Source organism: Desulfosceptrum tomskiensis (assembly GCF_049818055.1).
Taxonomy (GTDB): Bacteria; Bacillota; Desulfotomaculia; order Desulfotomaculales; family JASEER01; genus JBFLVT01.
Map to the genome: position 1 here is coordinate 1,512,355 of NZ_CP187479.1, position 22,244 is coordinate 1,534,598.

Genomic DNA, 22,244 nt, shown 5'->3' on the forward strand with positions numbered 1-22,244 from the left:
ACCCCCCGATCATTCCCACTCCCCTTGCTCCGGGTTCCGCTTGGAACGCCGTTATTCCACGTCCAGATAACCGGGAACGCCCTGACTGTTCCAGCCTCGCAGCACGTAGTACTCGTCGAGCATACGTTCCATCTCGCCTTTTTCAATGCCGCCCCCCGCCAGGGGCTCCCTATAAAAACGTTCGGGCAGGGCGTCGTCGGCCCGCGAGAAGCCCTCGCGCACATTAAAGGAACGCGTGAGAGAGACAATCCGGTTGGCGATGCCCCTCAACCGCGGCATAGTGTATTCCCGCCCGGTAAGCGCGGCAATCAGCTCGCTTAAGTCGTCCCAGAGGATAAAATCCCTGAAGAACACACAGAGAATCATCGTGTTGAAAATGGTCAGGCGGTCCTCGTAATCCGTGAAAAGCAAGGCCTTGTCCTTCGTCGTACGGGGATCGATAATACCCGACAGCTCGGGCTTGTAAAAGGTGGCGCGCAGGTGGCAGGCCCCGCGGGTCGAGGTCATGTAGGCCAGCCCCATGCCTTTAAGCACGCGCGGGTCATAACCCGCCGGTTCAAGGCCCTTGACGTGGACGGCCAGGTCCTCCAAACCCAAACGGGCGGCGGCTTCTTTAATGCCGTCGGCCAGTAGGGCGCCCGGACCGCTGCGGGTCACTATGCCCGTGACCAGTTCGACAGCCGCGGCCGCGTCCCCAAAGGCCACCCGCACCGGAAAGCGGCCGCGCTCGCTGGCGGCCATAGCCAGGCCGACCAGATTCCCGGCGGTAATGGTATCGATCCCGTAGCGGTCACAGAGGTCGTTCAGATAAACGATTTCGTCCAGCCTGTTGATGCAGCACAGGCTGCCGAAGGCGTAAAGCGTCTCGTATTCCGGACCCTCGATCGTCAGGCCCCGGTGCGGGCCGTCCGGGACGGTCGTCAGCTTGGCGCAGCCCATCGGGCAGAGCGGGCAGGACCGTGAGCGGACCTTATAATTGGTCTGCATGTACTGGCCGCTGATCTTGTCCCAATCCTCATACTCGCCCCGGGACCAGTAGCGCGTCGGCAGCGCCCCCGCGGCGTTCATCAACCCGACCATCCCCGGAGTGCCCAGGCTGTTGTAAAACTTCTGGGCCGGACTTCCCTTGCACTTCGCCCGCAGCCGGGCAACGTAAGCCTTCAGCCGCGCTTCATCAGCGACCGGGGCCTTGAGCCCGCCGTGAAAGACCACACCCTTGCAGTTTTTGCTGCCCATCACCGCGCCGAGACCCGTACGGCCGGCCGAACGCCAGCGGTTGTTCTGCAGGCAGGCAAAACGGACCAGCCTTTCTCCCGCGGGGCCGATAACCACGGCCTGGGCCCCCTCGACACCCACTTTTCCCAGAAGCGCGTCCTCCGCCGCGTAAGCGTCCAGCCCCCAGAAGTCCTTCGCGTCCCGGATCGCCGTTTGCTCCGGCCCGATCTCGATAAAGACCGGGGCACCGGCGCGGCCGCGGATGATCACGGCGTCGTAGCCCGTGCCTTTAAAAGCCGGCGCCACGCGCCCCCCGGCGTACGACTCGGCGTACGCCCCGGTGAGCGGCGACCTGGCGTAGACTCCGTACCGGCTGCCTCCGGGCATCACCGTACCCGTAGCCGGACCGTTGGCAAAGATCAGCACGTTGTCGGGTCCCAGCGGATCGGTACCGGCCTTGACTTCCCTTAGCAGCAGCCAGGAACCGAGGCCCTTACCCCCCAGGAGTTTTTCGAACCAGGAAGCGGGGATGGCCTCGGTGTACCACGTGCGGGAAGTAAGGTTGACGATCAGCAGCTTCCCGTAAAACCCTTTCAAGACCTTATTTACCTCCCGCAGTACTGGCTTCGCTCAGGGCCTCGTCGAGAATGGCCATGGCCTCGTTCAGTTCGGCGTCGGTAACGACGAGCGGCGCCAAGAAGCGCAGTACGTTACCGAAGACGCCGGCCGTTAAAACCAACAGGCCGCGCTTGCGGCAGGCTCCCGCCACCCGGTCGGTCAGTTCCCTGGCCGGTTCCTTCGTCTTGCGGTCTTCTACCAGTTCTATGGCCACCATCGCGCCCAAGCCGCGAACGTCTCCAATACACGGATAGCGCTCCTGCAGGGCGCGGAGGCTCTCCTGCATTTTTTCCCCGATTTGCGCGGCCCGCCGGCATAGGTTTTCCTCCCTGATAATGTCGAGGACTTCCAGCGCCGCCGCACAAGCCACCGGGTTGCCGCTGTAAGTCCCGCCGATCTCTCCCGGTTCCGGGGCGTCCATAACCTCGGCCCGGCCGATGACGCCGGAGAGAGGCAGCCCGCCGGCCAGGGACTTGGCTACCGTGATCATGTCGGGTACCAGCCCCCAGTGCTCGCAGGCAAAGAGTCTGCCGGTACGCCCGAAACCGGTCTGAATCTCGTCGGCGACAAACAGAATACCGTACTTGGTGCAGATGTCCCGCAGGCCGGGAAGGAACTCCGGCGGGGGAACGATGAAACCGCCCTCACCCTGTACCGGCTCGGCGACAAGCACGGCGATCTTGTCTGCGGCCTGCTCGGCCAGGAAGAACCGCTCGAGGTTTTGCACGCAGCGCAGGTCGCACGACGGGTAGGACAGGCCGAAGTAACAGCGGTAGCAATATCCGGAGGGAATTTTGTAGACGTCCGGGGCAAAGGGACCGAAACCGTATTTATAGGGCCGGACCTTGCTGGTCAGGGTCATCGCCAGGAGCGTGCGGCCGTGAAAACCGCACTCCAGGCCGATCACCCCGGGCCTCCCGGTGGCCCTGCGGGCGATCTTGACCGCGTTCTCCACGGCCTCGGCCCCGCTGTTAGCAAACATTACTTTCTTGGGAAAATCGCCAGGCGTAATCGCGGCCAGTTTCTCGGCCAGGGCCAGGTACGGCTCATACATAGCGATATTGAAGCAGGTATGGGTGAACATCCCGGCCTGTTCGGCAACGGCTCTGACCACGCGCGGATGGCTGTGCCCGATGTTGATCGTACCTATGCCGGCCACGAAATCGAGAAACTCGTTGCCGTCAACGTCAACAATGCGGGCTCCTTGAGCCCGCGCGGCGAAGAAAGGCCCGATATTGGAAACGCCCCGGGCCACAAACTCCCGGCGTTTGGCCAGGAGGGCTGACGCCTTGGGTCCCGGGAACTCACCTTGTATCTTAGGCATTGGCAGGTTCTCCTCTTGAATGGATATTAGACTTAAGACTTAAGACTCAAGACTTAGGACGTAAGACATTTGGAGAAGCTACATCGAGGGATTCGCTCTTGGCGAATCCCTTCAAGTCTTGTGACCTACGACTTACGACTGTTCTACCCCCGTCAAAAACGAGCATAGCGCGAAAGGCATTTGCGAAGTATTTCACGGGACGCTACCCGCCGGCCACGAGTGGTAAAACATGCACCACATCCCCATCCCGCAGCACGCGGTCACGCTCGCTCTTGGTCCCGTTGACGGCCGCCATCAGCACGTATTCCGCCGGGACGCCCAGGAGCCCGATCAGGGCGTCCACCGTGGTCCCCGCGGGAACATCGACGATGAATTCGGCTGTGCCCGCGCCGGCGTACTTGGCAAGGGGGCCCCAGAGTTTAACGGTCAGGCGCATGCTAAAGCCCGGCCTTTCGGCCCAACTCCGCCAGGCCGAGTTCCTCTAATTTAACCGAGGCGGGCCTGCCGTCGTCCGTCCAGCCGCGTAACTCGTAGTACTCTTTAAGCATCGCGGCGTACCGGTCCGGCGGGATGAGCTTGCCGGCCGTGGCGCCAGAGGGCAGGGCGTCCTTCACGAGACGCGGCGGCACGTTATCGTCGCGGGCTGAGAACCCTTCCCTGACATTAAACAGGCGGGCCAGGTTGAAGATCCGTTCCCCAGCCAGTTGCAGTTCTTCAGCGGCCAAGTCCTCCCCCACCGCAGCCGAGAGGAGCTCGGCCATTGTCTCCCAGGATACGGCCCAGAAATCGCACAGGGAAAGAGAGAACTTAAAGGCGTTGTAATGCTGCAGGTTGCGGACGAGTTCGGCCTTTCCCTCGATGGTAAAGGGGTCGCGGCTGCCGTAAGCTTCTTCGGCGACGGGCCAGGCGCTCATATGGCAGGCGCCGCGCGGGGCGGTGGCGTAAGCCAGGGCCATGGCCCAGGAGCCGCGGGGTTCGTAACCGGGAAATTCAAGTCCCTTGATCTGCATGGCAAACTCCGCGCCGCCAAACCGCTCGGCCATCTTTTTGACCCCGGCGGCCAGTTCGGCGCCAATCCCTTCGCGACGGGCGATCAGATCCGGTATCTCCAGGTAGCGCTCCACGTCGCCGAAGGTGATCCCGAAATCGTGCAGGCCTTTTTCCGTCAATTCCATGGCAAAGGCAACCACGCCGCCGGCGGAGATGGTGTCGAGGCCCAGGTCGTCGCATGCCGCGTTGAAGGCGGCGACGGCTTCCAGGTCGCCGATGCCGCAGTTCGCGCCGGCGACGGCCAGGGTTTCGTACTCCGGCCCCTCCACGGCGGCGCGCCCGGTGCGGATGTAGTTGCCGCAGCCCAGACCGCAGCTCAGACAGGCCTTCTTGGCCATCCGCGCCGCCTGCACGGCGGGAGAACTGAGCTTGGCAAAGTCGGCGAAGGTTCCGTCCTGGAAGTTCCGGGTGGGCAAAATCCCGGCGTTCTGCGAAAGCTCTACGATCATCGGCGTCCCGTCCGTATACGCCCAGAGGTTGGTGTCGGTCAGGACGTCACTGCGGAGAGCCTTTAGGGCCAGGTCCATCAAGCGTGCCGCGTCAGCCACCCGCACGCCCCCCGTGCCGCGCACGGCAACGGCTTTAAGATTTTTGGCGCCCATGACGGCGCCGACGCCGCCGCGCCCGGCCTGGCGGTAGAGTTCCGAGGTGATGCAGGCAAAAGGCACGAGGTTTTCGCCCGCCGGCCCGATCGAGAGAATGCGATACTCCGCCCCCCATTTATCAGTCAGTTGATGTTCAACGGCGTGCGTGCCGAGGCCCCACAGGTCACCGGCCGGCTCGAAGGCGACCCTGTCGTCCTCGATGCGCACCACGACGGGGAACGGCGCACGGCCTTCCAGAATCACCAAGTCGTAACCCGCGTACTTGATTTCGCCGGCGATGGCCCCGCCGACCGAGCAGTCGAGCACGGTCCCGGTAGCCGGGGACCGGGTGACAATCGTCAGTTTGCCGGAGCAGGGGACAGGCGTTCCGGTAAAGGGACCGGTCGCCAGGATCAGCTTGTTGTCCGGCCCGAGGGGATCGGTCCCCGGGGCCAGTTCCGCAAAGAGGTAACGATAGCCGAGGCCCTTGCCGCCCCAGAACTGGCGCGCCCATTCCCGGTTTAATTCCTCGCGGCGGGACGTCTGGTTTGTCAGGTCAATGCGCAGTACCACTCCCTGGTAGCTTTTCATTGCCCGCTCACCTCCTCCAGCTTGAGGGCGCCGTGGGGACACCACGCCACGCACACCGGTTGGCCCCCGCAATGGTCGCAAATACGCGGCAGGCCGTCGTCCTTGATGCTGATTACTTCCTGCGGGCACTCCGCCGCACAGACGCCGCAGCGGTCGCAAAGATCGTTGTTGAGCAGCGGTACGCCGTCGCCCATCGTCAATGCCCCGGTCGGGCAGGCGTCGACGCAACGCCCGCAGGCGTCGCACAGCCGGGCTTCCACCACCAGTCCCTGCCGGCCGTAGCGGCTCACAACCGCCAGCCGCGCTTCCAGGGGACTGAACCGGCCTTCATGGCGGCCCGAACACGCCAGCTGGCAGAGGCGACAGCCGATGCAGTTTTCCATTGCAAAGACCAATCGATGCACTTCCCGTCCCTCCCTTAGAGCGTCGCCGCCACTTCGACCAGGGTGTCTTCCATCCGCTGAATTACAGCATCCATCTGCTCGCGGGAAATCGTCAGCGGCGGCTCGATGCGAATGGTCTTGGAATTGATGTAGGTGCCGGCAACGAGCACGCCGCGCGCAAAAAGACCCTTGGCCACGGCGTAGCCGATGTCGTTGTTCACAAACTCCATGCCGATCATCAGGCCCTTGCCGCGGACTTCGAGCATGACCTGCGGGTAGCGCGCGGCCAGGTCCTTGAGAGCGCCCATCAAATAGGCTCCCGATTCGGCCGCCCGTTCGGGAAGCTTCTCTTCAAGGAGCACGTTGATGTTGGCGATGGCCGCCGCGCAGCAGACCGGGTTGCCGCCGAACGTAGTGGAATGCAGGATCGGGTTTTCAATGAGCTTCTCCCAGATTTCCGCCCGGGAGACAAAGGTTCCTATCGGCATCACGCCGCCGCCGAAAGCCTTTGCCAGGCAAAGAATATCGGGAACAACGTTGTAGTGCTCGCAGCAGAACATCTTGCCGGTCCGGCCCATGCCGGTCTGGACCTCGTCCAGGATCAGCAGCGCGCCATACTGGCTGCAGAGATCTCGCACTTTGGGGAGGTAATCGTCGGGAGGCACAATGATTCCACCTTCGCCCTGGATCGGTTCCAGGATGACCGCAGCCACGTCTTGTCCAAGAAACTTCGCGGCTTCCAGGGCCTTGGCGACAGCGTCGGCATCGCCGAACGGGACGTGCGTAAATCCCGGCAGCAGCGGCTGGAAGGGCTTGCGGAAAACACCCTTCGCGGTGGCACTCAGTGAACCCAGGGACTTACCGTGAAAACCGCCGGTAGTGGCGACGAAGTGCCAGCGTCCGGTAGCCATGCGGGCGAACTTGAGCGCACCTTCAATCGATTCGGTACCGCTGTTGACAAAAAATGCGTATTTCAGATCGCCGGGGGTAATCAAGGCCAGAAGGTGGGCAAGGTACCCGCGGAGCGGGTCAAGCAATTCCTGGCTGTGCAAGGCTTGCCTCCGCAGCTGGTTGAACACGGCTTCCAATACCTTCGGGTTACGGTGTCCCACGTTGTAAATCCCGAAACCGCCGAGGCAATCGATGAACTCCTTGCCCCAGACATCGGTGAAGGTGCTGCCGCCATCCTTCCACTCCACGGAGGTGTAGTCGGTGGAGACCGACTTGCGGTACTCCAGAAAACCGGGGTTGACGTGCTCGCGGAAGTTAGAAACCGTCTCCTCGACGACTTGCTTCCGTTGCGCGTCGTCAAGCTCCTCGCGGGCGATCAGATCCAAAACATACCGCGCGTGCTCCAGAGCTTTACTGTACTTGTCGCTCACGATAAGCCTCCTCTCCTTGTTCAAGAAAACACAAACGCCACGAGGTTACTTGTTTATATACCAACCCCTGGCGTTAATGTCGGTGTATGAATAATCTTTCGGACCATTGTAAATAGGCGGGCAAACAGTAATTCACCACCTAGTTACTTAAATAAACATTACTCTTTATTACTCCATCTGTTTGAACTCAGGTTACCGGGAGAAGTGGTTTTTGTCAATAGCGTTTAATTTTTAAACCCTTTGTAATATTTCTCTGTTGATTTTAAGTATACAATATACAAAAACAGGTGGAGTTATCGGTCAAAGCCGTGGGTCCGGCGGAATACTCAGATCTTTATGAAGCGCTTAAAGTTGTCGAGGCGACCGGTGGCGTACAGGTAGGCCGTCAAGCTGAGGTGGATGCCCAGAGCAACAAAAAAGGTCCATATAAAGTTCCAGTTGTGATAAACCAGGATTTTGTTGGCAATCAGAAAATAATGAATGAAAACGCCGGTACTGATGCAAAATCAGCGGATGATTGCAAGAAAAGAGCCCCCTCTCGCAGGGGGCTGCTTCAATGACGTCCTCGTCAAGTTCTAAGACTGTGCCGGTGCCGGTGTCGCCCATCCCTGACCGCAATACCTGCCGAAACCTCCGCCGAATCCGTTGCCGGAACCGCCGCCGCGGCCCTTACCTATGCCCATGCCGGGACCGCCCATCGGGCAGGTAAAACCGTTGTCCTTGTGCCACTGGTACATCTGATCAAAGTGGTTCTTCAGGGCCTGGCCCTGCTCCGGCGTCAGCCGGCCGTCCTTAACCGCTTGATCGACCCAGGCTTTCTTCGCCGCGAACTTCTGGTCAAACCAGGCCTTGGCATCGGCCGCCGGGTCGGTGGCCGCAAACGCCGGTACCGCCGCCACGACGGCAAAGGTCAACAGAACTAGCAACAAGACAAGTTTCTTTTGCATGATATCCCCTCCTTTGTCCACTAGTCTAACCGCTCAATGTGGCAAAACTGTCGCGTAAATCGTACAATTTTGTGAACAAACCGCTTCCTACTTATCCCCTTCTTCTGGAACAATACAGATAAAGGAAAGATCCTGTTCCCCGCTGTTCCGAAACTGGTGCTCCACGCCGCCGGGAACGTAAGCCACCGATCCCGGCTCGAGAGCGTGCTCCCGGCCAGCCATAAACAGGGTACCCCGGCCGCTGACAATGTAGTTGATGTGCGGCCACGGGTGGGTATGACGGGGGCTGTACCCGCCCTCGTTAAGGGTGAACAAGCGCATCACCCAGCCCTGCCACCCATGCCCCGGCCCGACGAGGGTTTGTTTGACGGCGTTCGCCATCCCCGGCGCTTCCAGCCTGACAGCTTTGATATCTCTAACGTTGCTGACATACATAACGTTTCCCTCCTGCCAAAGAATTAATAGGACAACCATTCATCAAAATACTCAGAAAACCCTGCTGTTCCGCCTTACCCAAAAGCTAATCACCAATACCGTCACAAATTAGCAATTAGTGGGTTTATCATTAATACCAGTCCATTATGTAATACTTCATTGGAACAGGGAGTGTTGTTATTGAGAAAGAACCTACCCATCCTCCTTGCGTTGCTTCTGTTCTTTGCCTTGATAAGCCCCGCCGCTGCTGCCGGAGCCGCCCCTGTAAGTAATGTTATATGCCTTGTTCCGGGCAGCCGGGAGGCCACCGTCAACGGCGTGCCCCGGGTCCTCGACGCCGCGCCCGTCGTCATCAAAAACGTTACCTTTGTTCCTCTGCGCTTTGTAAGTGAAAACCTGAAAGCCGAACTGACGTGGACTCCCGAAGGCAAGCTGGTGACCTTCAAGACGCCGCGGAAGACCATCGTGATGCAGGTCAACAGCCCCGTAGCCGTAGTCAACGGGGTGGAGCAGCCCTTGCTCTCCCCGCCGCGGATTCACAGCAACCGTACGATGGTGCCGCTGCGCTTCGTCAGCGAGACTCTCGACGGCACGGTCGGCTTCGACCCCGCAACAAAAAAGATTAGCATCGTGTTCGTGCGGGCTTCCAAGCGCCCGGTCGCCGAGTTCACCTTCGCCCAGCCCCAGTTCAGGCCGGGCGAGCTCGTCTCAGTCACCGACCTGAGTTATCATCCCGAAGACCTGTCCATCGTCGAAAGCAAGTGGATAGGCTTACAAGACGTCTATACAGTCCCCGGAGTCTACCCTGTATCGCTTCAGGTACAGGACGAGCTGGGTAACTGGAGCGATCCCTGTACCAAAAACCTCGTCATCAACAACCCTCCCGAGGCTAACTTCACCACCGCCAAAAGCAGCTACCGCATCGGCGAGCCTATTGTCTACAAGAACTTCAGCAGCGACCCCGACGGGCACGAACTGTCCTACAAGTGGACGAACAATGCCATGGCCTTTTTTGAACCCGGCCGCCACACGGTGACACTGACCGTCACCGATACCCTGGGAGGCACCGGTACCGCGACAGTCGAGGTCCTGGTCGAAAACGAGGTTTATTATACAAAGGAACAGTTCTATCTGTTGTACGGTCAAAACAGCAAGGTCATTCCCTACGACGAAAGGGTGCTGGATTTCAAAACCGTTTCCCCCGACGAGGTCAGGCAGGGGAACCGTGTCCTGGTCCGGTCCAACAGCCCCGAGGCCATCGACAGGGAAGGCCTTTTGTACAGGGATACCGTCAGCGGCCCGGCCCGCGTCTTCGTTCACCACATCAACCAGGCCGCCTCTGAAATGCAGGTCTGGCTTATCGCCAGAAACACCGGGTCGTCGCCCGTCGAAATCACCGTTTCGCGCCGCGGCCTCGGCGGTCCTTCCAGCGCCATTCTCCAAACGGGACGCCAGTATCTGACCCGCTATTTCGCGGACAATCAGCCGTCGTCCACATCGATCAATCCGGGTGAGGCCGTGCCCATTCTTTCCGACCTGCTGCCGCCGATGAAGCCGGGAAGCTGTGTTTCGGCAATGGCCGACCTGGATCTGTCGGGGCCGGTCGAGCTGTCTTTTGTCGCCCTGGCCCCGGGCAAGAATCTCGTAGAGCAGTCCGCTAACCTTGCGCCCCTCCCCCGGGACGGCCACATCCGCGGAACGTTCGGCGGCGCGGACCGGGAAATCGTTGTCTCCGAACGGCTGGGCAGGGAAAGACTGCGGATGGTCTTCGGGGACCCTGCGCAGGACGCTCCCGCCGCCGGCATCGACGCCCTTACCGGGGAAACGGCGGTAAACCACGGGAACTACGGCGTGGTGTACACCGTTACGCTGGAGAGGATTTACCGCGACCTGGCCCTGGTCATGAACGCCAGGGGGGGCAACTTCTGCGGGGCCCTTGTCGTCAACGGCAGCCCCGTGCCCGTGCCGGCCGAAAGCTTCCTGCCGCCCGCCAACGCGGCCGTTATCATCGAGCGCGTCTCCCAGGGAGACGAAACCGTTCTCGAGTTTTCTCCGCCTTCGGGCAGCTTCTTGCCCGTAAACCTCCTGCTCCTCCCTATGCCGCAGAGCAAGGGCGAGAATTTTGACCCCGCCAACTATATACAGACCGCCCATTCGTAACGACTGGAAGGCATCTGGAGTCCGGCCGCCGGTTCGAAGGTCTGTCAATGCGACCTTCGGGCCTTTGGCGGCCTGGTTCGCTCCCTGCGGGGGTACATGCGGTCACTCGGAAAGGACAGTGACGAGAAGCTCCTCGGTATCGTGGCCGGAGGCAAGGCTGATAAAGCCGCCTTCGACCGGGGCCAAGGGATAAGACAGACCTGTCTTAGCCCATTCGGCCTTGGTTATTACACTGCTCTGCCCCGCAAAGCCGAGGTCGAACAGGTTGCCTGTCATCATCGGGTTGATGGCGTAACGGAGTTCAGGGTACTCCTGGACGGCTTTCCAGGCCCCGTTCAGCCAATCTTTCTGCTGCCACTCGTTCCACGGTCCCGGATTGGCCGAGGGTTGTACAAGAATCTCAGCGCCCTGGGTAATTAGCGCGTTCAACACGTCCTCGTGAAAAGCGTCGAAACAGACGGCGATGCCCACCGTGCCGAAAGGAGTCGCAACCGCGCTGATCTCATCGAGCTTCCCCGGTGTCAAATCAAGACCTTCCGACTGTTCGAGCGGTATGAGATGGACTTTCTTTTGCCTGCCGATGATCCTGCCGTCCGGCCCGAAGAAATAGGAAACGTTGTAAACGTGTTTAGAATGTGTTTTGTAGCTGATAACACCGGCGTCTTGGTCGAGAGGAAAATCGGGCAGGGGCGCCGAGCCGGCGACGATGTATACCCCGTATTTCCTGGCGAGTTGGGAGAACGTCTCCATGTAAACGGGTCCGATTAATCCCGCCTTACTCAACGCCAGGGCGCGTACCGGCCCCACCCAATAGCGAAGACTGCAATACAAAACGCGGGGTGCATTGCGCAGGATGACTGCTCCGATGGCGTCCTTCAGCGTAGCCTTATCTTTGACATTCTGGTATTCATTGAGAAACACGAGCGGCGCGCCGACATCCTCGGGGAACACAAACAAGACCGGCTTGGTACGATCAACGTCTTCCAACCCCAAGGTCACCAGGCGCTCGATTTCCCGGGCAAAGCCCTGAGGCGTGGCGTAGTTTTCCAGGTCCCAGCGCATCTGCACCGTAACAACCTGGACGCCCTTGTTCCGGTCACAGTCTGGAATCTCCGAAGGAGTAAAAGCAGTCATCCTGTCTTTGGCGGTGATAGCGCCGTAAGTGATCAAACCCAGGAGAATAACGATTGTAACGACCAAGAAAACAAGGATTTTTTTCATCGGCGTTCCTCCAGGAAAATCGGGACTCTGTTCAACCGGGGTGAGGTGCCGCGTCGCGCCAGTCCGAGGCGCATAAACAGCCAGGGTGCGCCCAGGGCCACCCATAGGCCTAAAACAGCGTACCTTATAAAACGAAACAGCGGCTCCTCCGGCAGCAGGACACGCAGCCCCAACCAGAGCGCGGCCAGGATGACGAGTCCCACACCGAGCCTTCCCAGCAGTTGGGCCGTTCCGCCCACGGCGTTGAAGCGGACCAGGCGGCTCTCCCCTACCGCCCCCAACCCCAGGCCCATAAGAAGGGCCATGTCCCTGACCGAACCGGCGTCATGGGACAGCGCCAGCAACACTAGCGGAACGAGGACCGCCGCGATCGATATGGCCACGGGCCGTAAACCAAGATTCGCCGCCACACTCATGCCGGACAAAAATAAAACCAGGACCGCAATGCCGATCAGCCACCCCCCCAACACGTCGTGCGGGTAGTGTACACCGAGGTATATACGGGAAAACCCTATGGCCAAAGGCAAGACGACGGCCAGCGTCCAGACTGACGGCCTACGAAACTGCGAGGCGAGAAAGCCCCACAAAACTACGGCGTTCTGGGCATGCCCGCTGGGGAAACCGGGTGAGGTTTCTTCCCGCAGCACGGCGACGCGAGCGTCATCCGGCCGGGGAGCGGCAATCACGTCCTTCAGTATGCCGTTGAGATAATCATTGAGGAGAAAGACGATCCCCAGGCGCAACCCGACCTCCCGGCTAAAACACCAGTAAACGAGCGGCAGGAACACGAGGTAGAACGGCTCCTCGCCCAGGAGCGTGAGAAACGTGAACAGCTGGTCGAAAAACGGACTCCTGAACGACTGGACCCATAAAATGAAACCCGTCCCCCACTGAAACAAGACGTCGGGCACTGATCAACATCCCCTTTACGGCGCTAAATCCCCGTACACCCCCAGCAGAAACTATTCATCGCCGGACAAGAAAGCCCTGCCGCTGCTCCTTCCCCATTTAAGGATGCCTTCAAGATTATTCGGGCAACCTGAAGAGGATACGAAAGTAAAACGGCGAAATCGTTGATGAGAGAGAGTAAACATAACAGCAATACCGAAATTAACCCCCCGGAGGTACGCCATTTGAAATTCGTCATCAGCGAGAAGGTATTTGAAGCGCTTCCGACAGTGTGTTTCGGAGCGGTCGTGGCAAGAGGCGTCGACAACCGCGGCCGCCGTCCCGAAATCAACGCGCTGCTGGACCAATCCATCGTGACAGTCAAAGATAAGTTTAAGGATGCCAAACTAAAAGAGCACCCTGACGTGCTGTGCTACCGCGAAGCCTTTCAGAAGCTGGGCCTAAACCCGAACAAATTCCCCTGCTCGGTAGAGGCGCTTACCGCGCGTGTGCTGAAAGGCGGCAGCCTGCCCGACATCAACCCCGCCGTGAACCTGGTCAACGCTATCTCTTTAAAATACACCCTGCCTATGGGGGCGCACGACCTGGACACCGTCCATGGGGACATGCATGTGCGCTTCAGCAGCGCCGGAGACGTTTTCCTGCCTTTTGGCCAGAACGAGCCGGAGATTCTGGAAGAGGGGGAACTGGTATACATTGACGGCCGGGAGGTGCGAACCAGGAGATGGATCTGGCGGCAGAGCGACAGGGGTAAGGTTATCAGTGAAAGCAGGAACATCTTCTTTCCCATCGATGGGTTCTCCGACTGCAACCGCGAGGCCGTCCTGGCAGCCAGAGATGAACTGGCGGGCTACCTGCAGCGGTTCTTCAAATGCGAGATCAACACGTTCTATCTTGACATCGACAACAGAGTCGCTGAATTTTGATCATCCAACCTGCACGGAAGCGTTGACATTTCTTGCACGTCTCAAGAATGCCTCTGCAGTTTCTCTTGTCTTCTAACTTTTTCGAGCATCATATGCACGAGAGCGCCGAAAAGCACCCATTTAATGGAAATCATCGTAACCTGTTTCGCCTTCGCCTCAATGCATCCCGTCCGGTTGTGCAGAACCAAGAGCCGACGGACCGCAAAAGTTCGAGGACCTTGCACCCTTGAACTTCCGGTACAAGGCCCTCCCTCATCGGCACTTGAGACCAGCCTACGGCAAAAGGATAAATCATCAGAGAATGGTTTCTACAAGCGTGTTTCCATCCCAGGTGTACCGCCTTTCCTCGGCAGGCGAACCGACTACCAGCCGTCCTTCGTGGATACTGACCCGGCCCCGAGGTATGGGCTTATCGAAACAGTCAATGAATTCCACGACCTGGTCATTGTGCCACCCAAGCACATTGAAACAAAGGCCCTGGTTGTCTCCCATACATGAGCCGCAAACGACTATTTCCCGGTCGTCGTCGAAAATCTTGCCGACCTCCAAAATCTCTATGGGCACCTTAATATTCAGACGTTGGAAGACAATCCTCCACCCGATCCCGGGAATGAACTTGATAACGACGATGCCGCGGAGCCCATCCTTAATCAAAATGACGATCACCCGTTCCGGTACGAAGCGGCCGCTGATTTTAACCTCCTTGACAACGACGACCTTTGCCCCCACCGGGATGAAGCGCTTGATTTGCGGCTCCTCGATGATGACCGTAGGCGGAGGCAGCGTCACCACCTGCCCCGCCCTTAAGCCCCCGGGGTCTTTGATGTGCCTGTTCAGCTTGAGTACATCCTCCTCGCTGACATTATGGCGCTTGCATATTTCCGAAAGGGTTTCTCCGGGTCTCACCACGTAATCCATGTTCGTCACCTCCCAATGACCCTTTCGAGCATCATATGCACGACCATCCCCTAAGGCATCTGTTTTCCGCCATCATATCGTGACCTTTTGGCCGGGAGGAACTTAAAGGCGGGGCCGGGCTTAGACGACAAAAACCGCGGCCCAATGATCGGGTCTTTTCGAACAAACCCAATGATCGGCCGCGGTTTCGCAAAAGTGAGCTTCGTTATGCAATGGGGACAGCCGCTTAAGACCCCCGGACAAGCCGGAGCCAAGGCTCGCCGTTTACATGAAACGGCCCTCGACGAGCTCGGTAACGGGTACGTCTATAACCTTCTCCGTTCCATCAAGGGGTTTTACCATCGCCCTCCTGTTCTCGGGGTCCAGGTCCTCGATCCAGACCGGAGTCCCGTTCAACAGCACCTCGATCGTCCTGTCAGAGTTCACAATTTGCTGTGCTCTCTCGAAATCCATCGTCTCAACTCCTTTTGCGGTACTTACCCATAGGCTTCCCCAAACCAAGGACCAGGATAAGCGAAAGCGCACATTCCCAGTCAAAAAGGTTTTTCTTGCCCAATAGTGAAACTAATAAGCCAATGTCTTGAGGAGGTCTGCCCCGATGACCCTGGCTGTTGACGGCGGTACGCCTGTTCGTTCGGATTTCCTTGACCCTTACGGCCCTTACTGTGCAGAAAGTGACCTGGATGCCATTCGTACCGTTTTGGCCGCCGGCTGCCGGCGTGAGGGCGCTTTCGTCCGGCAGCTTGAAGAAACCGTGGCGGAAATGACGGGGGCAAGGTTCGCCATAGCCCTCGCCAATCACGCCGCGGCAATGCACGCCGCCCTCTATGCCGCCGGCCTGGCCAAGGGCGACGAAGCGGCCGTCCCCAGCCTGGCCTCGCCAGCAACCTCCCACGGCGCGGTATATCTTGGGGGGAAGTGCGTCTTTTGCGACATTGACCCCGGGACTTTCGGCCTCGACGCAACGGACCTCGCTCAAAAGCTGGGCCCCGGCTGCAAAGCGGTGATACCCGTGCATTTGGCCGGGCATCCCTGTGACCTGAAGCCTGTCCTGAGCCTGGCCGAAGAGCGTGCCCTGACGGTTATCGAAGACGCCACCCAGGCCCTCGGAGCCTTGTACGAGGGGCGTCCGGTCGGGACCTTCGGGCATATGGGCGTACTGTCCTTCGGCGACTCCTCGCTGACTCCCGCCGGCGGGGGCGCGGTGGTCCTGACCGATTCCGAGGAGTTCCGGGACTGGCTGGCGCTGTTTCGGAATCTGGGCATCGAACACGACCCCCGGCGGATGCTCAAATACGAGGGTTCCTGGCAGGGCGAAGTGCAGGAACTGGGATTTGACTACCGTCTTTCCGACATCCACGCCGCTCTCGCCTTAAACCGGCTGCGCGACCTCGACCGTACCCTGGCCCGCCGCCGGGCGATCGCCGCCTACTACAACAAAGCCCTGGCGGACCTACCCGGTGTTCATTTGCCAAAGCCGGCCCCTTTTGCCCGTCCCGCCTGGTGCTCTTACTGCATTCTTCTCGACCGCGAGGTCATACCGAGAGGCAGGAAGATCGTTTACGAGGCGCTGCGCGCCGAAAACATCGGCGTTGACGTCCCCTGCCAGCCGCTGCATATGCAGCCTTTCTATAAGTGGCAGGGCAACCCGAACTACTGTACACTCTACGAGCCGTCACCCGCTCCCAGGGCCGAACAGGTTTACGCCCGGATCCTTTCCCTGCCGTTATACCCGGCAATGACCGAAAAAGACGCCGCCGACGTCGTCGCCGCCATCCGCAAGGTCATCAGCCATTTTGCAGCGGCCTAGCCGTTCCGGCTCGCATCGGGTCACTGCCATCCGGCGGCCCTTAATACGTTGGCCTGGTGGTCGGGATTGACGGCGTTCTTGTTATGGCTTCTGCTGTTGTAGAAATACAGGCAGAACTGGCCCTTAAAGTTGTTGTCGAAAATGGTTTCCGGGCCGTGGGGCTGGCCGTTGATCGACGCCGCGAAGGTACGGCTGCCCACGGTAAGCAGGACGGGCCGGGTCGCCCAGGACCACCGGCGGCCGAACAGCTCATACATCACCGCCGTATCCGAGGCGGTCAGCGGCTCGCAATCGGCATGGTTGGCACCGCCCATGCAGTAGACCTTGAACTTCTTCCCGGTCTGCAAATCGGTGACGATGGCCACGCTGCCGATATTAAAGACCCACCGGGCCCAGGGCCAGGCCAGCAGTTCGCCGCAGCCCTGTTTTTTGGTGCCGTAAGGCCCTTGCACACCGACCGCCGTCTTCCCGGGCGGGACGTACAGCGGCTGACCGGGGCTCAAGACATCGCTGTGCAGTCGGTTGGTTTCCGTAAGCGCAAGCGCCGTGGTGCCGAGCTTTTTCGCGACGACCCAGAGAGTATCGCCGGGCTGCACCCGGTAGACGGGCAGTTCCTCCGGGTTCACCGGCTGTGCGGCCCGCTCCGCCGTCAGCCCGGGGCCGGGAGGCGGAGGCAGGGTGGAAACACGACTAGGAGCAGGTTTAGGCTCAGGTTTGGGGGTTGAGACAGGTTGCTCCGCCGCAGGCGGGTCTGCTTCAGCAGTCGCCTGTATCCCCTGTCTCTCCGGCAGTGAGTCGCTCGAGAGGGAATCGCTTTCCCGCACATCCTGGTTGCGTGACTCCCCGCGCTGGGCCAAAGGCCACGGGCTATCGCCTCTCTGCGCCCGGATGGTGTAGGCGATCCCGACATCGCCCGCTGGAACGTCCGGCTCCCGACCGGCGTCTTGCCTGTTCGCTGCCGGACCGTCAGAGGTTTGGCCGGACTCTCTTGAATCGTTAGTTGAATCACCGGGTGTCAAGCTCCTGTAGGCTACGAGCCACAGAGGATCCCCCGTAGCTGCCCTGTAAGCAGCATAGCTTTCGGCGGCGCTTCGGACGAAGGAAGCAAAAAGCGTGAAGCAGAGCGCGACAAAGCCTATCACCGCAACAACGGCCGCCAGCCACAAAAGTCTGCGAGGCAAGGGCATCACTCCTTCTGCTGCATAGGTCTGCTTAACTTGCCAGAACACCCCGGTATTGACAGGTTTAGACAAACTTCGGCAGGCAGACCGGATATTCCTTGCCAGATTTGGTGGTAAATGTCACCAACTGGGCTGTTCGGGGGATTAACCGGGTGACCGATTCGCGTCGGGAAAGAAGCTGCGTCACAAGGAAAGGTCCTGCGGGCTTATGCTTTAAATGCCATTACTAATCGGTGGTTAAAGGAGAGCTTATGAAGCAGGCTCTACTGTTCGCTATCCTCGTCTCCCTGGTGCTTTTCCTTGGCTGTAGCGGTGAAACAATGGTCGCACTCAAAGGTACACTTGTAAGTCAGCAGTAAATGCAGGCCGGTCAGCATCCCCATCTCCCTCTCCGCTCCGTTACCTAAGCATGTCTTTCCGCGTTGAACATACGAATCCTCTTTTACTTAACCCTTCCGGACTCCATAAAACCATAAGTATAGCCCTGACAGAGGGGTGTTTCATTTTGAACCACTGTGGTACAATGCGGTTGAACGTTCTGAAACGGGAGGCCGGCACATGGATTTGATGGATCTCGTGGAACGAGCGCGCACTATTTTCGACTCAATATACAACGGAATGGTGATCATCGATCGGAACGCCCGGGTGGTGTTCGTCAACAAGGCGAACGAGAGGATCACCGGGATAACGGCGCGGCAGGCGGTGGGCCGGCTTGTGACCGACGTGGTTCCGGGAAGCGCGCTTTTGGACGTTCTGCGTAGCGGCCGGGAAATGACCGGCATTCAAACCACTGTGGGGGACAAGACGGTGGTTTCAAATATCATGCCCATCCTAGGCGAAGGAAAGATTATCGGAGCCATATCCGTTTTCCAGGACCTTACCGAAATGGTGAACCTGGCCGGATCGCTGGCCGAGGCCGTGAACACCATCGAGCACCTTTCCAGGAAGCTGAGCGGGCGGCAGGACTACCCCGACACCCCCTTCGTGGGGAAAAATCCCGAAATGCAAAAGGTTTATCAACTGGCCGTTAAATCCGCAGGGGTGGACTCGACGGTGCTGATCAGCGGCGAAAGCGGTACCGGCAAGGAGGTGCTGGCCAGGTTCATTCACTCCCGAAGCCACCGGTCGGCCAAGCCCTTTATAGCGGTGAACAGCGCCGCCATCCCCGAACACCTGCTGGAAAGTGAGCTTTTCGGCTATGACGAGGGAGCTTTCACCGGTGCCCGAAGGGGAGGGCGCAAGGGGTTTTTCGAGCTGGCAGACGGCGGAACGATTTTCCTGGACGAGATCGCCGAGACCGCTCCGTCCCTTCAGGCCAAGCTTTTACGCGTCCTTCAGGACAGGGAGATCATTCGTGTGGGCGGTACCCAGTGGAAAAAAGTCGACGTGCGGATTATCGCGGCCACCAACCGCGACCTGGAAAAAGCCATCGCCGAAAAATCGTTCCGCGCGGATTTGTTCTACCGTCTGTCGGTGATTAACCTGCACCTGCCGCCCCTGCGCAGGAGGATGGAGGACCTGCCGGCGCTGGTGGAAGTGCTGCTGGCCCGCATCGCCCGCCGGCTCAATAAAAGTGTGCCGTCCCTAACCGGTGAAGCATTGGAAGCGCTGCGCCACTACCATTTCCCCGGCAATGTGCGGGAACTGGAAAACATCCTGGAGCAGGCCATGATTATGGCCGAGAACGGCTTTATAGACGTGGAGGACCTGCCCGCCTTTGTCACCAAGAAAGCGGCGTCGCAGCCGGGCGCCGGTCTGTGCCTGCGTTTTGACGATTTCCCCAGCCTTGATGACGTGGAACGGGCCGTGCTGTCCCGGGCAATAGACAAGTACGCCACCAGGCAGGAAGCGTGTTCAGCTCTGAAGATCTCTCGCACCACGCTGTACCGCAAGCTCCGCAGGTACGGCATGGAGCAGGGGTCGAGATTTGAAAAAACCTAAACAAGCTCGAGCTTGGCGGTGAAGTGCCTCAGCACCTTAGGCTCCTCGGTTATCCTTACCCCGCGGATCCCGTCACGGCGCTGTCGAATATTGGCCAGCGCCTCGGCCACGTAATCCATGTGATTGTTGGTATATACCCTCCTGGGAATGGTCAGCCTTAAAAGCTCCAAGGGCGATTTAAGCTGGGTCCCGCTGACCGGGTCGCGCCCCAGCAGGAAGGAACCTATTTCCACCGCTCTGACCCCTGCCTCCAGGTACAGTTCTATGGCCAGGGCCTGGCCCGGGAACTGATCATAGGGGATGTGCGGCAGAAACTTTCCGGCATCCACAAACACGGCATGGCCCCCCACCGGCTGCTGGATCGGTATGCCCGCCGACAGGAGTCTGCCACCCAGGTACTCCACCTGGCCGATCCTGGCCCGCAGGTAGGATTCGTCCACCACTTCCCGCAATCCACGGGCCAGGGCCTCCATATCACGGCCCGCAAGCCCTCCGTAAGTGGGAAAGCCCTCGATCGGAACCATGGCCGCGCGGACCTGATTATACAGTTCCCGGTCCTCTTTGATACCTATGAGCCCGCCGATGTTGACGAGCCCGTCCTTTTTGGCGCTCATGGTGAAGCCGTCCGCCAGGGAAAACATCTCCCGGACGATTTCCGTTATGCTTTTGTCCCCGTAACCTTCCTCCCTGTTCTTGATGAAATAAGCGTTTTCGGCAAACCTCGCCGCATCCAGAAACAGCCGCAGATTGTACTTTTCGGCCACTCTGCGGACCTCACGGATGTTCGCCATCGACACCGGCTGCCCGCCGACGCTGTTGCACGTGACCGTAATCAGGATGAAAGCGATCTTTTCCGGCCCGTTCTCCGTGATCAGCCTCTCCAAACGGTCAATATCCACATTGCCCTTAAAAAGTCCACTGACCGATGTGTCGTAAGCATCCCGGACCACGCAATTGACGGGAAGTCCGCCCTTCAGTTCTATATGGGCCTTGGTGGTGTCAAAATGCATGTTGCCCACCACCATCTGTCCAGGCTTGATCAGCAGCGAAAACAGTACGTTTTCGGCCCCACGCCCCTGGTGAACCGGCACCATGTACCGGTGGCCGAATATCTCACGGCAGACGCTTTCAAGATTGTAGTAACTGCGGCTGCCGGCGTAGGCCTCATCCCCGCACATAATACCCGCCCACTGGCAGTCGCTCATGGCGCCGGTGCCGCTGTCGGTAAGAAGGTCAATAAACACGTCCTCCGCCCTGAGGGCGAACAGGTTGTAATGAGCATCGAAAAGCTTTCGCCGTCTTTCGTCCGGGGGTATCAGCCTGATGGGCTCCACCATTTTAATCTTGTAAGGTTCCGGCATGACCACGCTTGACCACGCTCCCTTCAAACAAATCCCGTTACCCAAGGAAGCATAGCAAAACCCGTGCCACCGAAACAGCCATCTGTTTACCAGCGCCTGAACCCTTCCGATTGCAGTCTCTCCCCTGCGGACAAAGCGACATACTGCTGTTGGCCGTAGGAAGGCTTCGGCGGGCATGTCCCGGACAGATGTTTCTATTTGCAACATTGCTGTGTATCTAATTGCACCCTGGATCGCCCTATCCAGGGATCCGAAAAACCGACAAGGACTTTACAGACATTTGAGATACGTACGTAAGCCCTTGCTGCAATGCAAGGGCTTACGGCAGGGGTTAGGCCCCCGGATTCTTGGATGCCTGGCCGGTCCCCGGCCGGCGCTTCAGTCCTGGAATCTCATCAATTGGTCTTTCTTAAAAGTCCATTCGGGAGTGTTCAGTGTTTCCCCAAAGCTCAACGAATACCACGGACTGATTTCCGCATGAGGATTCTTCAAGATATGGATGTCCTGGGCCGGCATATAGCTTTGCGCGATGATGAAGAGCCTCTCCCCCGTAGTCCTGTTCTCCGCCATATCAACCACGATTACACAATGACCGGGATCCTCGCCCTTCAAGAACACATCCCCGATCTGCATATCATCCAGGGGCACCTTTTTCATTTCTCCTGACAAGGAAAGAGTTCCCGCGTAAGCGAAGACCATGTCGAGGTATCTTCTAAAACTCTCGTAATCGTTGGCATATCCCGTTGTTTTGACCCAGCGGGCCGTGTTCCCTTCCACCACAATCCTGTTCCCCTGCATCCAGGTGGCATAGTCTGCTTTGAACCCATTGGTGAAGTTAAAATGTATTTTATCGTACATCCCTTTCCGGTAAAGGAATTCGGCCCGCAATCTGATAACCGCGTCGGCGCACTGCTGCAGGTCTCTTTGGCCAATGTCGATATCAACGACCACCTCGTGAACATCCCTTGTCTTGATCGACCCGTCGTAATGCGTTACAGGTGAACCGTGAGGCTTCAAGGGAAGGCTTCGCAAATAGTGTCCGAAAGACCCCTCCGCCGCTTCAACCCTCGAAAACCCTTCGGGAGGATTGATTCTCTCCCGGATGGTCCTTCCATTGGGGTTTATGATCACGGACGCAGATTTCTGCTGTTCCAGTGAACCTTTATGGTCTTGAACTGTCGTTCGCGTATCCCGGGCACAGGATGCCGGGAGTAAAAGGAGGCATGCCACCATTACCGCCAGCAGTTTTCTCACGTTCAGCACTCCATTCCTGCTGTCTCTCCTGCTA

At 58.9% G+C, this 22,244-nt stretch carries 20 protein-coding genes; 5 read left to right on the forward strand and 15 right to left on the reverse strand.

The genetic code is table 11. From position 1 onward, the window contains the following. Window positions 1-51 precede the first annotated feature (51 nt). The 6 genes from ACPV0M_RS07695 to ACPV0M_RS07720 all read right to left on the reverse strand — a co-directional run bounded on the left by ACPV0M_RS07695 (window position 52) and on the right by ACPV0M_RS07720 (window position 7,147). Window positions 52-1,812: an aldehyde ferredoxin oxidoreductase family protein gene (locus ACPV0M_RS07695; RefSeq protein WP_425620087.1), complete on the reverse strand. Its 1,761-nt coding sequence runs from the start codon at window positions 1,810-1,812 to the stop codon at window positions 52-54. Between the two features lie 4 nt (window positions 1,813-1,816). Then, window positions 1,817-3,157, reverse strand: coding sequence for a 4-aminobutyrate--2-oxoglutarate transaminase (gabT, locus tag ACPV0M_RS07700; protein WP_425620088.1), 1,341 nt, complete (start codon window positions 3,155-3,157; stop codon window positions 1,817-1,819). 202 nt (window positions 3,158-3,359) lie between these two features. Beyond that, on the reverse strand, window positions 3,360-3,593 hold the full coding sequence (locus ACPV0M_RS07705; protein ID WP_425620089.1) for a MoaD/ThiS family protein: 234 nt from the start codon (window positions 3,591-3,593) through the stop codon (window positions 3,360-3,362). A gap of 1 nt (window position 3,594) precedes the next feature. After that, window positions 3,595-5,382, reverse strand: a complete 1,788-nt coding sequence (locus tag ACPV0M_RS07710; RefSeq protein ID WP_425620090.1) for an aldehyde ferredoxin oxidoreductase family protein — start codon at window positions 5,380-5,382, stop codon at window positions 3,595-3,597. Then, window positions 5,379-5,786: a 4Fe-4S dicluster domain-containing protein gene (locus ACPV0M_RS07715; protein WP_425620091.1), complete on the reverse strand. Its 408-nt coding sequence runs from the start codon at window positions 5,784-5,786 to the stop codon at window positions 5,379-5,381. Before ACPV0M_RS07715 ends, ACPV0M_RS07710 begins: the two co-directional genes overlap by 4 nt. A 14-nt stretch (window positions 5,787-5,800) precedes the next feature. Next, window positions 5,801-7,147 (reverse strand): putrescine aminotransferase, encoded by a 1,347-nt coding sequence (locus ACPV0M_RS07720; RefSeq protein WP_425620092.1) that lies wholly within the window; start codon window positions 7,145-7,147, stop codon window positions 5,801-5,803. 308 nt (window positions 7,148-7,455) lie between these two features. Here ACPV0M_RS07720 and ACPV0M_RS07725 point away from each other — a divergent pair, with 308 nt between their 5' ends. Further along, window positions 7,456-7,707, forward strand: a complete 252-nt coding sequence (locus tag ACPV0M_RS07725) for a hypothetical protein (protein WP_425620093.1) — start codon at window positions 7,456-7,458, stop codon at window positions 7,705-7,707. 15 nt (window positions 7,708-7,722) lie between these two features. On the opposite strand, the gene ACPV0M_RS07730 is transcribed toward ACPV0M_RS07725, so the two are convergent. Then, window positions 7,723-8,094 carry a DUF2680 domain-containing protein gene (locus ACPV0M_RS07730; protein ID WP_425620094.1) on the reverse strand — a complete coding sequence of 124 codons (372 nt, stop codon included), beginning with the start codon at window positions 8,092-8,094 and terminating at the stop codon, window positions 7,723-7,725. 87 nt (window positions 8,095-8,181) lie between these two features. Then, window positions 8,182-8,529, reverse strand: coding sequence for a cupin domain-containing protein (locus ACPV0M_RS07735; protein ID WP_425620095.1), 348 nt, complete (start codon window positions 8,527-8,529; stop codon window positions 8,182-8,184). Window positions 8,530-8,709: 180 nt separating this feature from the next. Between ACPV0M_RS07735 and ACPV0M_RS07740 the strand changes: the two genes are divergently transcribed. Further along, entirely contained in the window at window positions 8,710-10,689 is a 1,980-nt protein-coding gene (locus ACPV0M_RS07740; protein ID WP_425620096.1) for a copper amine oxidase N-terminal domain-containing protein, read from the forward strand. 102 nt (window positions 10,690-10,791) lie between these two features. On the opposite strand, the gene ACPV0M_RS07745 is transcribed toward ACPV0M_RS07740, so the two are convergent. Then, complete coding sequence (locus ACPV0M_RS07745) at window positions 10,792-11,910, reverse strand: nitrilase-related carbon-nitrogen hydrolase (protein WP_425620097.1); 1,119 nt, start codon at window positions 11,908-11,910, stop codon at window positions 10,792-10,794. After that, window positions 11,907-12,821 carry a phosphatase PAP2 family protein gene (locus ACPV0M_RS07750; protein WP_425620098.1) on the reverse strand — a complete coding sequence of 305 codons (915 nt, stop codon included), beginning with the start codon at window positions 12,819-12,821 and terminating at the stop codon, window positions 11,907-11,909. The genes ACPV0M_RS07745 and ACPV0M_RS07750 overlap by 4 nt, the downstream gene beginning before the upstream one ends. A 222-nt stretch (window positions 12,822-13,043) precedes the next feature. Here ACPV0M_RS07750 and ACPV0M_RS07755 point away from each other — a divergent pair, with 222 nt between their 5' ends. Next, the gene (locus ACPV0M_RS07755) at window positions 13,044-13,745 is read left to right on the forward strand and encodes a B3/B4 domain-containing protein (protein ID WP_425620099.1); all 702 of its coding nucleotides are present in this window, start codon (window positions 13,044-13,046) and stop codon (window positions 13,743-13,745) included. Between the two features lie 294 nt (window positions 13,746-14,039). Here ACPV0M_RS07755 and ACPV0M_RS07760 read toward each other — a convergent pair whose 3' ends face one another. Further along, window positions 14,040-14,663, reverse strand: coding sequence for a LysM peptidoglycan-binding domain-containing protein (locus ACPV0M_RS07760; RefSeq protein ID WP_425620100.1), 624 nt, complete (start codon window positions 14,661-14,663; stop codon window positions 14,040-14,042). Between the two features lie 264 nt (window positions 14,664-14,927). Next, window positions 14,928-15,116, reverse strand: a complete 189-nt coding sequence (locus ACPV0M_RS07765; protein ID WP_425620101.1) for an H-type small acid-soluble spore protein — start codon at window positions 15,114-15,116, stop codon at window positions 14,928-14,930. Window positions 15,117-15,261: 145 nt separating this feature from the next. Here ACPV0M_RS07765 and ACPV0M_RS07770 point away from each other — a divergent pair, with 145 nt between their 5' ends. Then, window positions 15,262-16,473, forward strand: coding sequence for a DegT/DnrJ/EryC1/StrS family aminotransferase (locus ACPV0M_RS07770; protein ID WP_425620102.1), 1,212 nt, complete (start codon window positions 15,262-15,264; stop codon window positions 16,471-16,473). Between the two features lie 20 nt (window positions 16,474-16,493). Here ACPV0M_RS07770 and ACPV0M_RS07775 read toward each other — a convergent pair whose 3' ends face one another. Next, window positions 16,494-17,654 (reverse strand): LysM peptidoglycan-binding domain-containing protein, encoded by a 1,161-nt coding sequence (locus tag ACPV0M_RS07775; protein WP_425620103.1) that lies wholly within the window; start codon window positions 17,652-17,654, stop codon window positions 16,494-16,496. Between the two features lie 558 nt (window positions 17,655-18,212). Between ACPV0M_RS07775 and ACPV0M_RS07780 the strand changes: the two genes are divergently transcribed. Next, window positions 18,213-19,595: a sigma-54 interaction domain-containing protein gene (locus ACPV0M_RS07780; protein WP_425620104.1), complete on the forward strand. Its 1,383-nt coding sequence runs from the start codon at window positions 18,213-18,215 to the stop codon at window positions 19,593-19,595. Here the strand turns inward: ACPV0M_RS07780 and ACPV0M_RS07785 are convergent. Together ACPV0M_RS07785 and ACPV0M_RS07790 are read right to left on the reverse strand one after the other, a co-directional pair. Continuing rightward, window positions 19,592-20,956 carry a tryptophanase gene (locus ACPV0M_RS07785; protein ID WP_425622159.1) on the reverse strand — a complete coding sequence of 455 codons (1,365 nt, stop codon included), beginning with the start codon at window positions 20,954-20,956 and terminating at the stop codon, window positions 19,592-19,594. The genes ACPV0M_RS07780 and ACPV0M_RS07785 overlap by 4 nt on opposite strands. Window positions 20,957-21,334: 378 nt before the next feature. Beyond that, window positions 21,335-22,210 carry a DUF4846 domain-containing protein gene (locus ACPV0M_RS07790; RefSeq protein WP_425622160.1) on the reverse strand — a complete coding sequence of 292 codons (876 nt, stop codon included), beginning with the start codon at window positions 22,208-22,210 and terminating at the stop codon, window positions 21,335-21,337. Between the last annotated feature and the right edge of the window lie 34 nt (window positions 22,211-22,244).

What these genes read in the sequence shown, in the direction of transcription:
- gabT (WP_425620088.1), bottom strand. Translation starts at nt 3,157, where the DNA reads ATGCCTAAGATACAAGGTGAGTTCCCGGGACCCAAGGCGTCAGCCCTC.
- ACPV0M_RS07705 (WP_425620089.1), bottom strand. Translation starts at nt 3,593, where the DNA reads ATGCGCCTGACCGTTAAACTCTGGGGCCCCCTTGCCAAGTACGCCGGC.
- ACPV0M_RS07710 (WP_425620090.1), bottom strand. Translation starts at nt 5,382, where the DNA reads ATGAAAAGCTACCAGGGAGTGGTACTGCGCATTGACCTGACAAACCAG.
- ACPV0M_RS07730 (WP_425620094.1), bottom strand. Translation starts at nt 8,094, where the DNA reads ATGCAAAAGAAACTTGTCTTGTTGCTAGTTCTGTTGACCTTTGCCGTC.
- ACPV0M_RS07735 (WP_425620095.1), bottom strand. Translation starts at nt 8,529, where the DNA reads ATGTATGTCAGCAACGTTAGAGATATCAAAGCTGTCAGGCTGGAAGCG.
- ACPV0M_RS07745 (WP_425620097.1), bottom strand. Translation starts at nt 11,910, where the DNA reads ATGAAAAAAATCCTTGTTTTCTTGGTCGTTACAATCGTTATTCTCCTG.
- ACPV0M_RS07760 (WP_425620100.1), bottom strand. Translation starts at nt 14,663, where the DNA reads ATGGATTACGTGGTGAGACCCGGAGAAACCCTTTCGGAAATATGCAAG.
- ACPV0M_RS07765 (WP_425620101.1), bottom strand. Translation starts at nt 15,116, where the DNA reads ATGGATTTCGAGAGAGCACAGCAAATTGTGAACTCTGACAGGACGATC.
- ACPV0M_RS07770 (WP_425620102.1), top strand. Translation starts at nt 15,262, where the DNA reads ATGACCCTGGCTGTTGACGGCGGTACGCCTGTTCGTTCGGATTTCCTT.
- ACPV0M_RS07780 (WP_425620104.1), top strand. Translation starts at nt 18,213, where the DNA reads ATGGATTTGATGGATCTCGTGGAACGAGCGCGCACTATTTTCGACTCA.
- ACPV0M_RS07785 (WP_425622159.1), bottom strand. Translation starts at nt 20,956, where the DNA reads ATGCCGGAACCTTACAAGATTAAAATGGTGGAGCCCATCAGGCTGATA.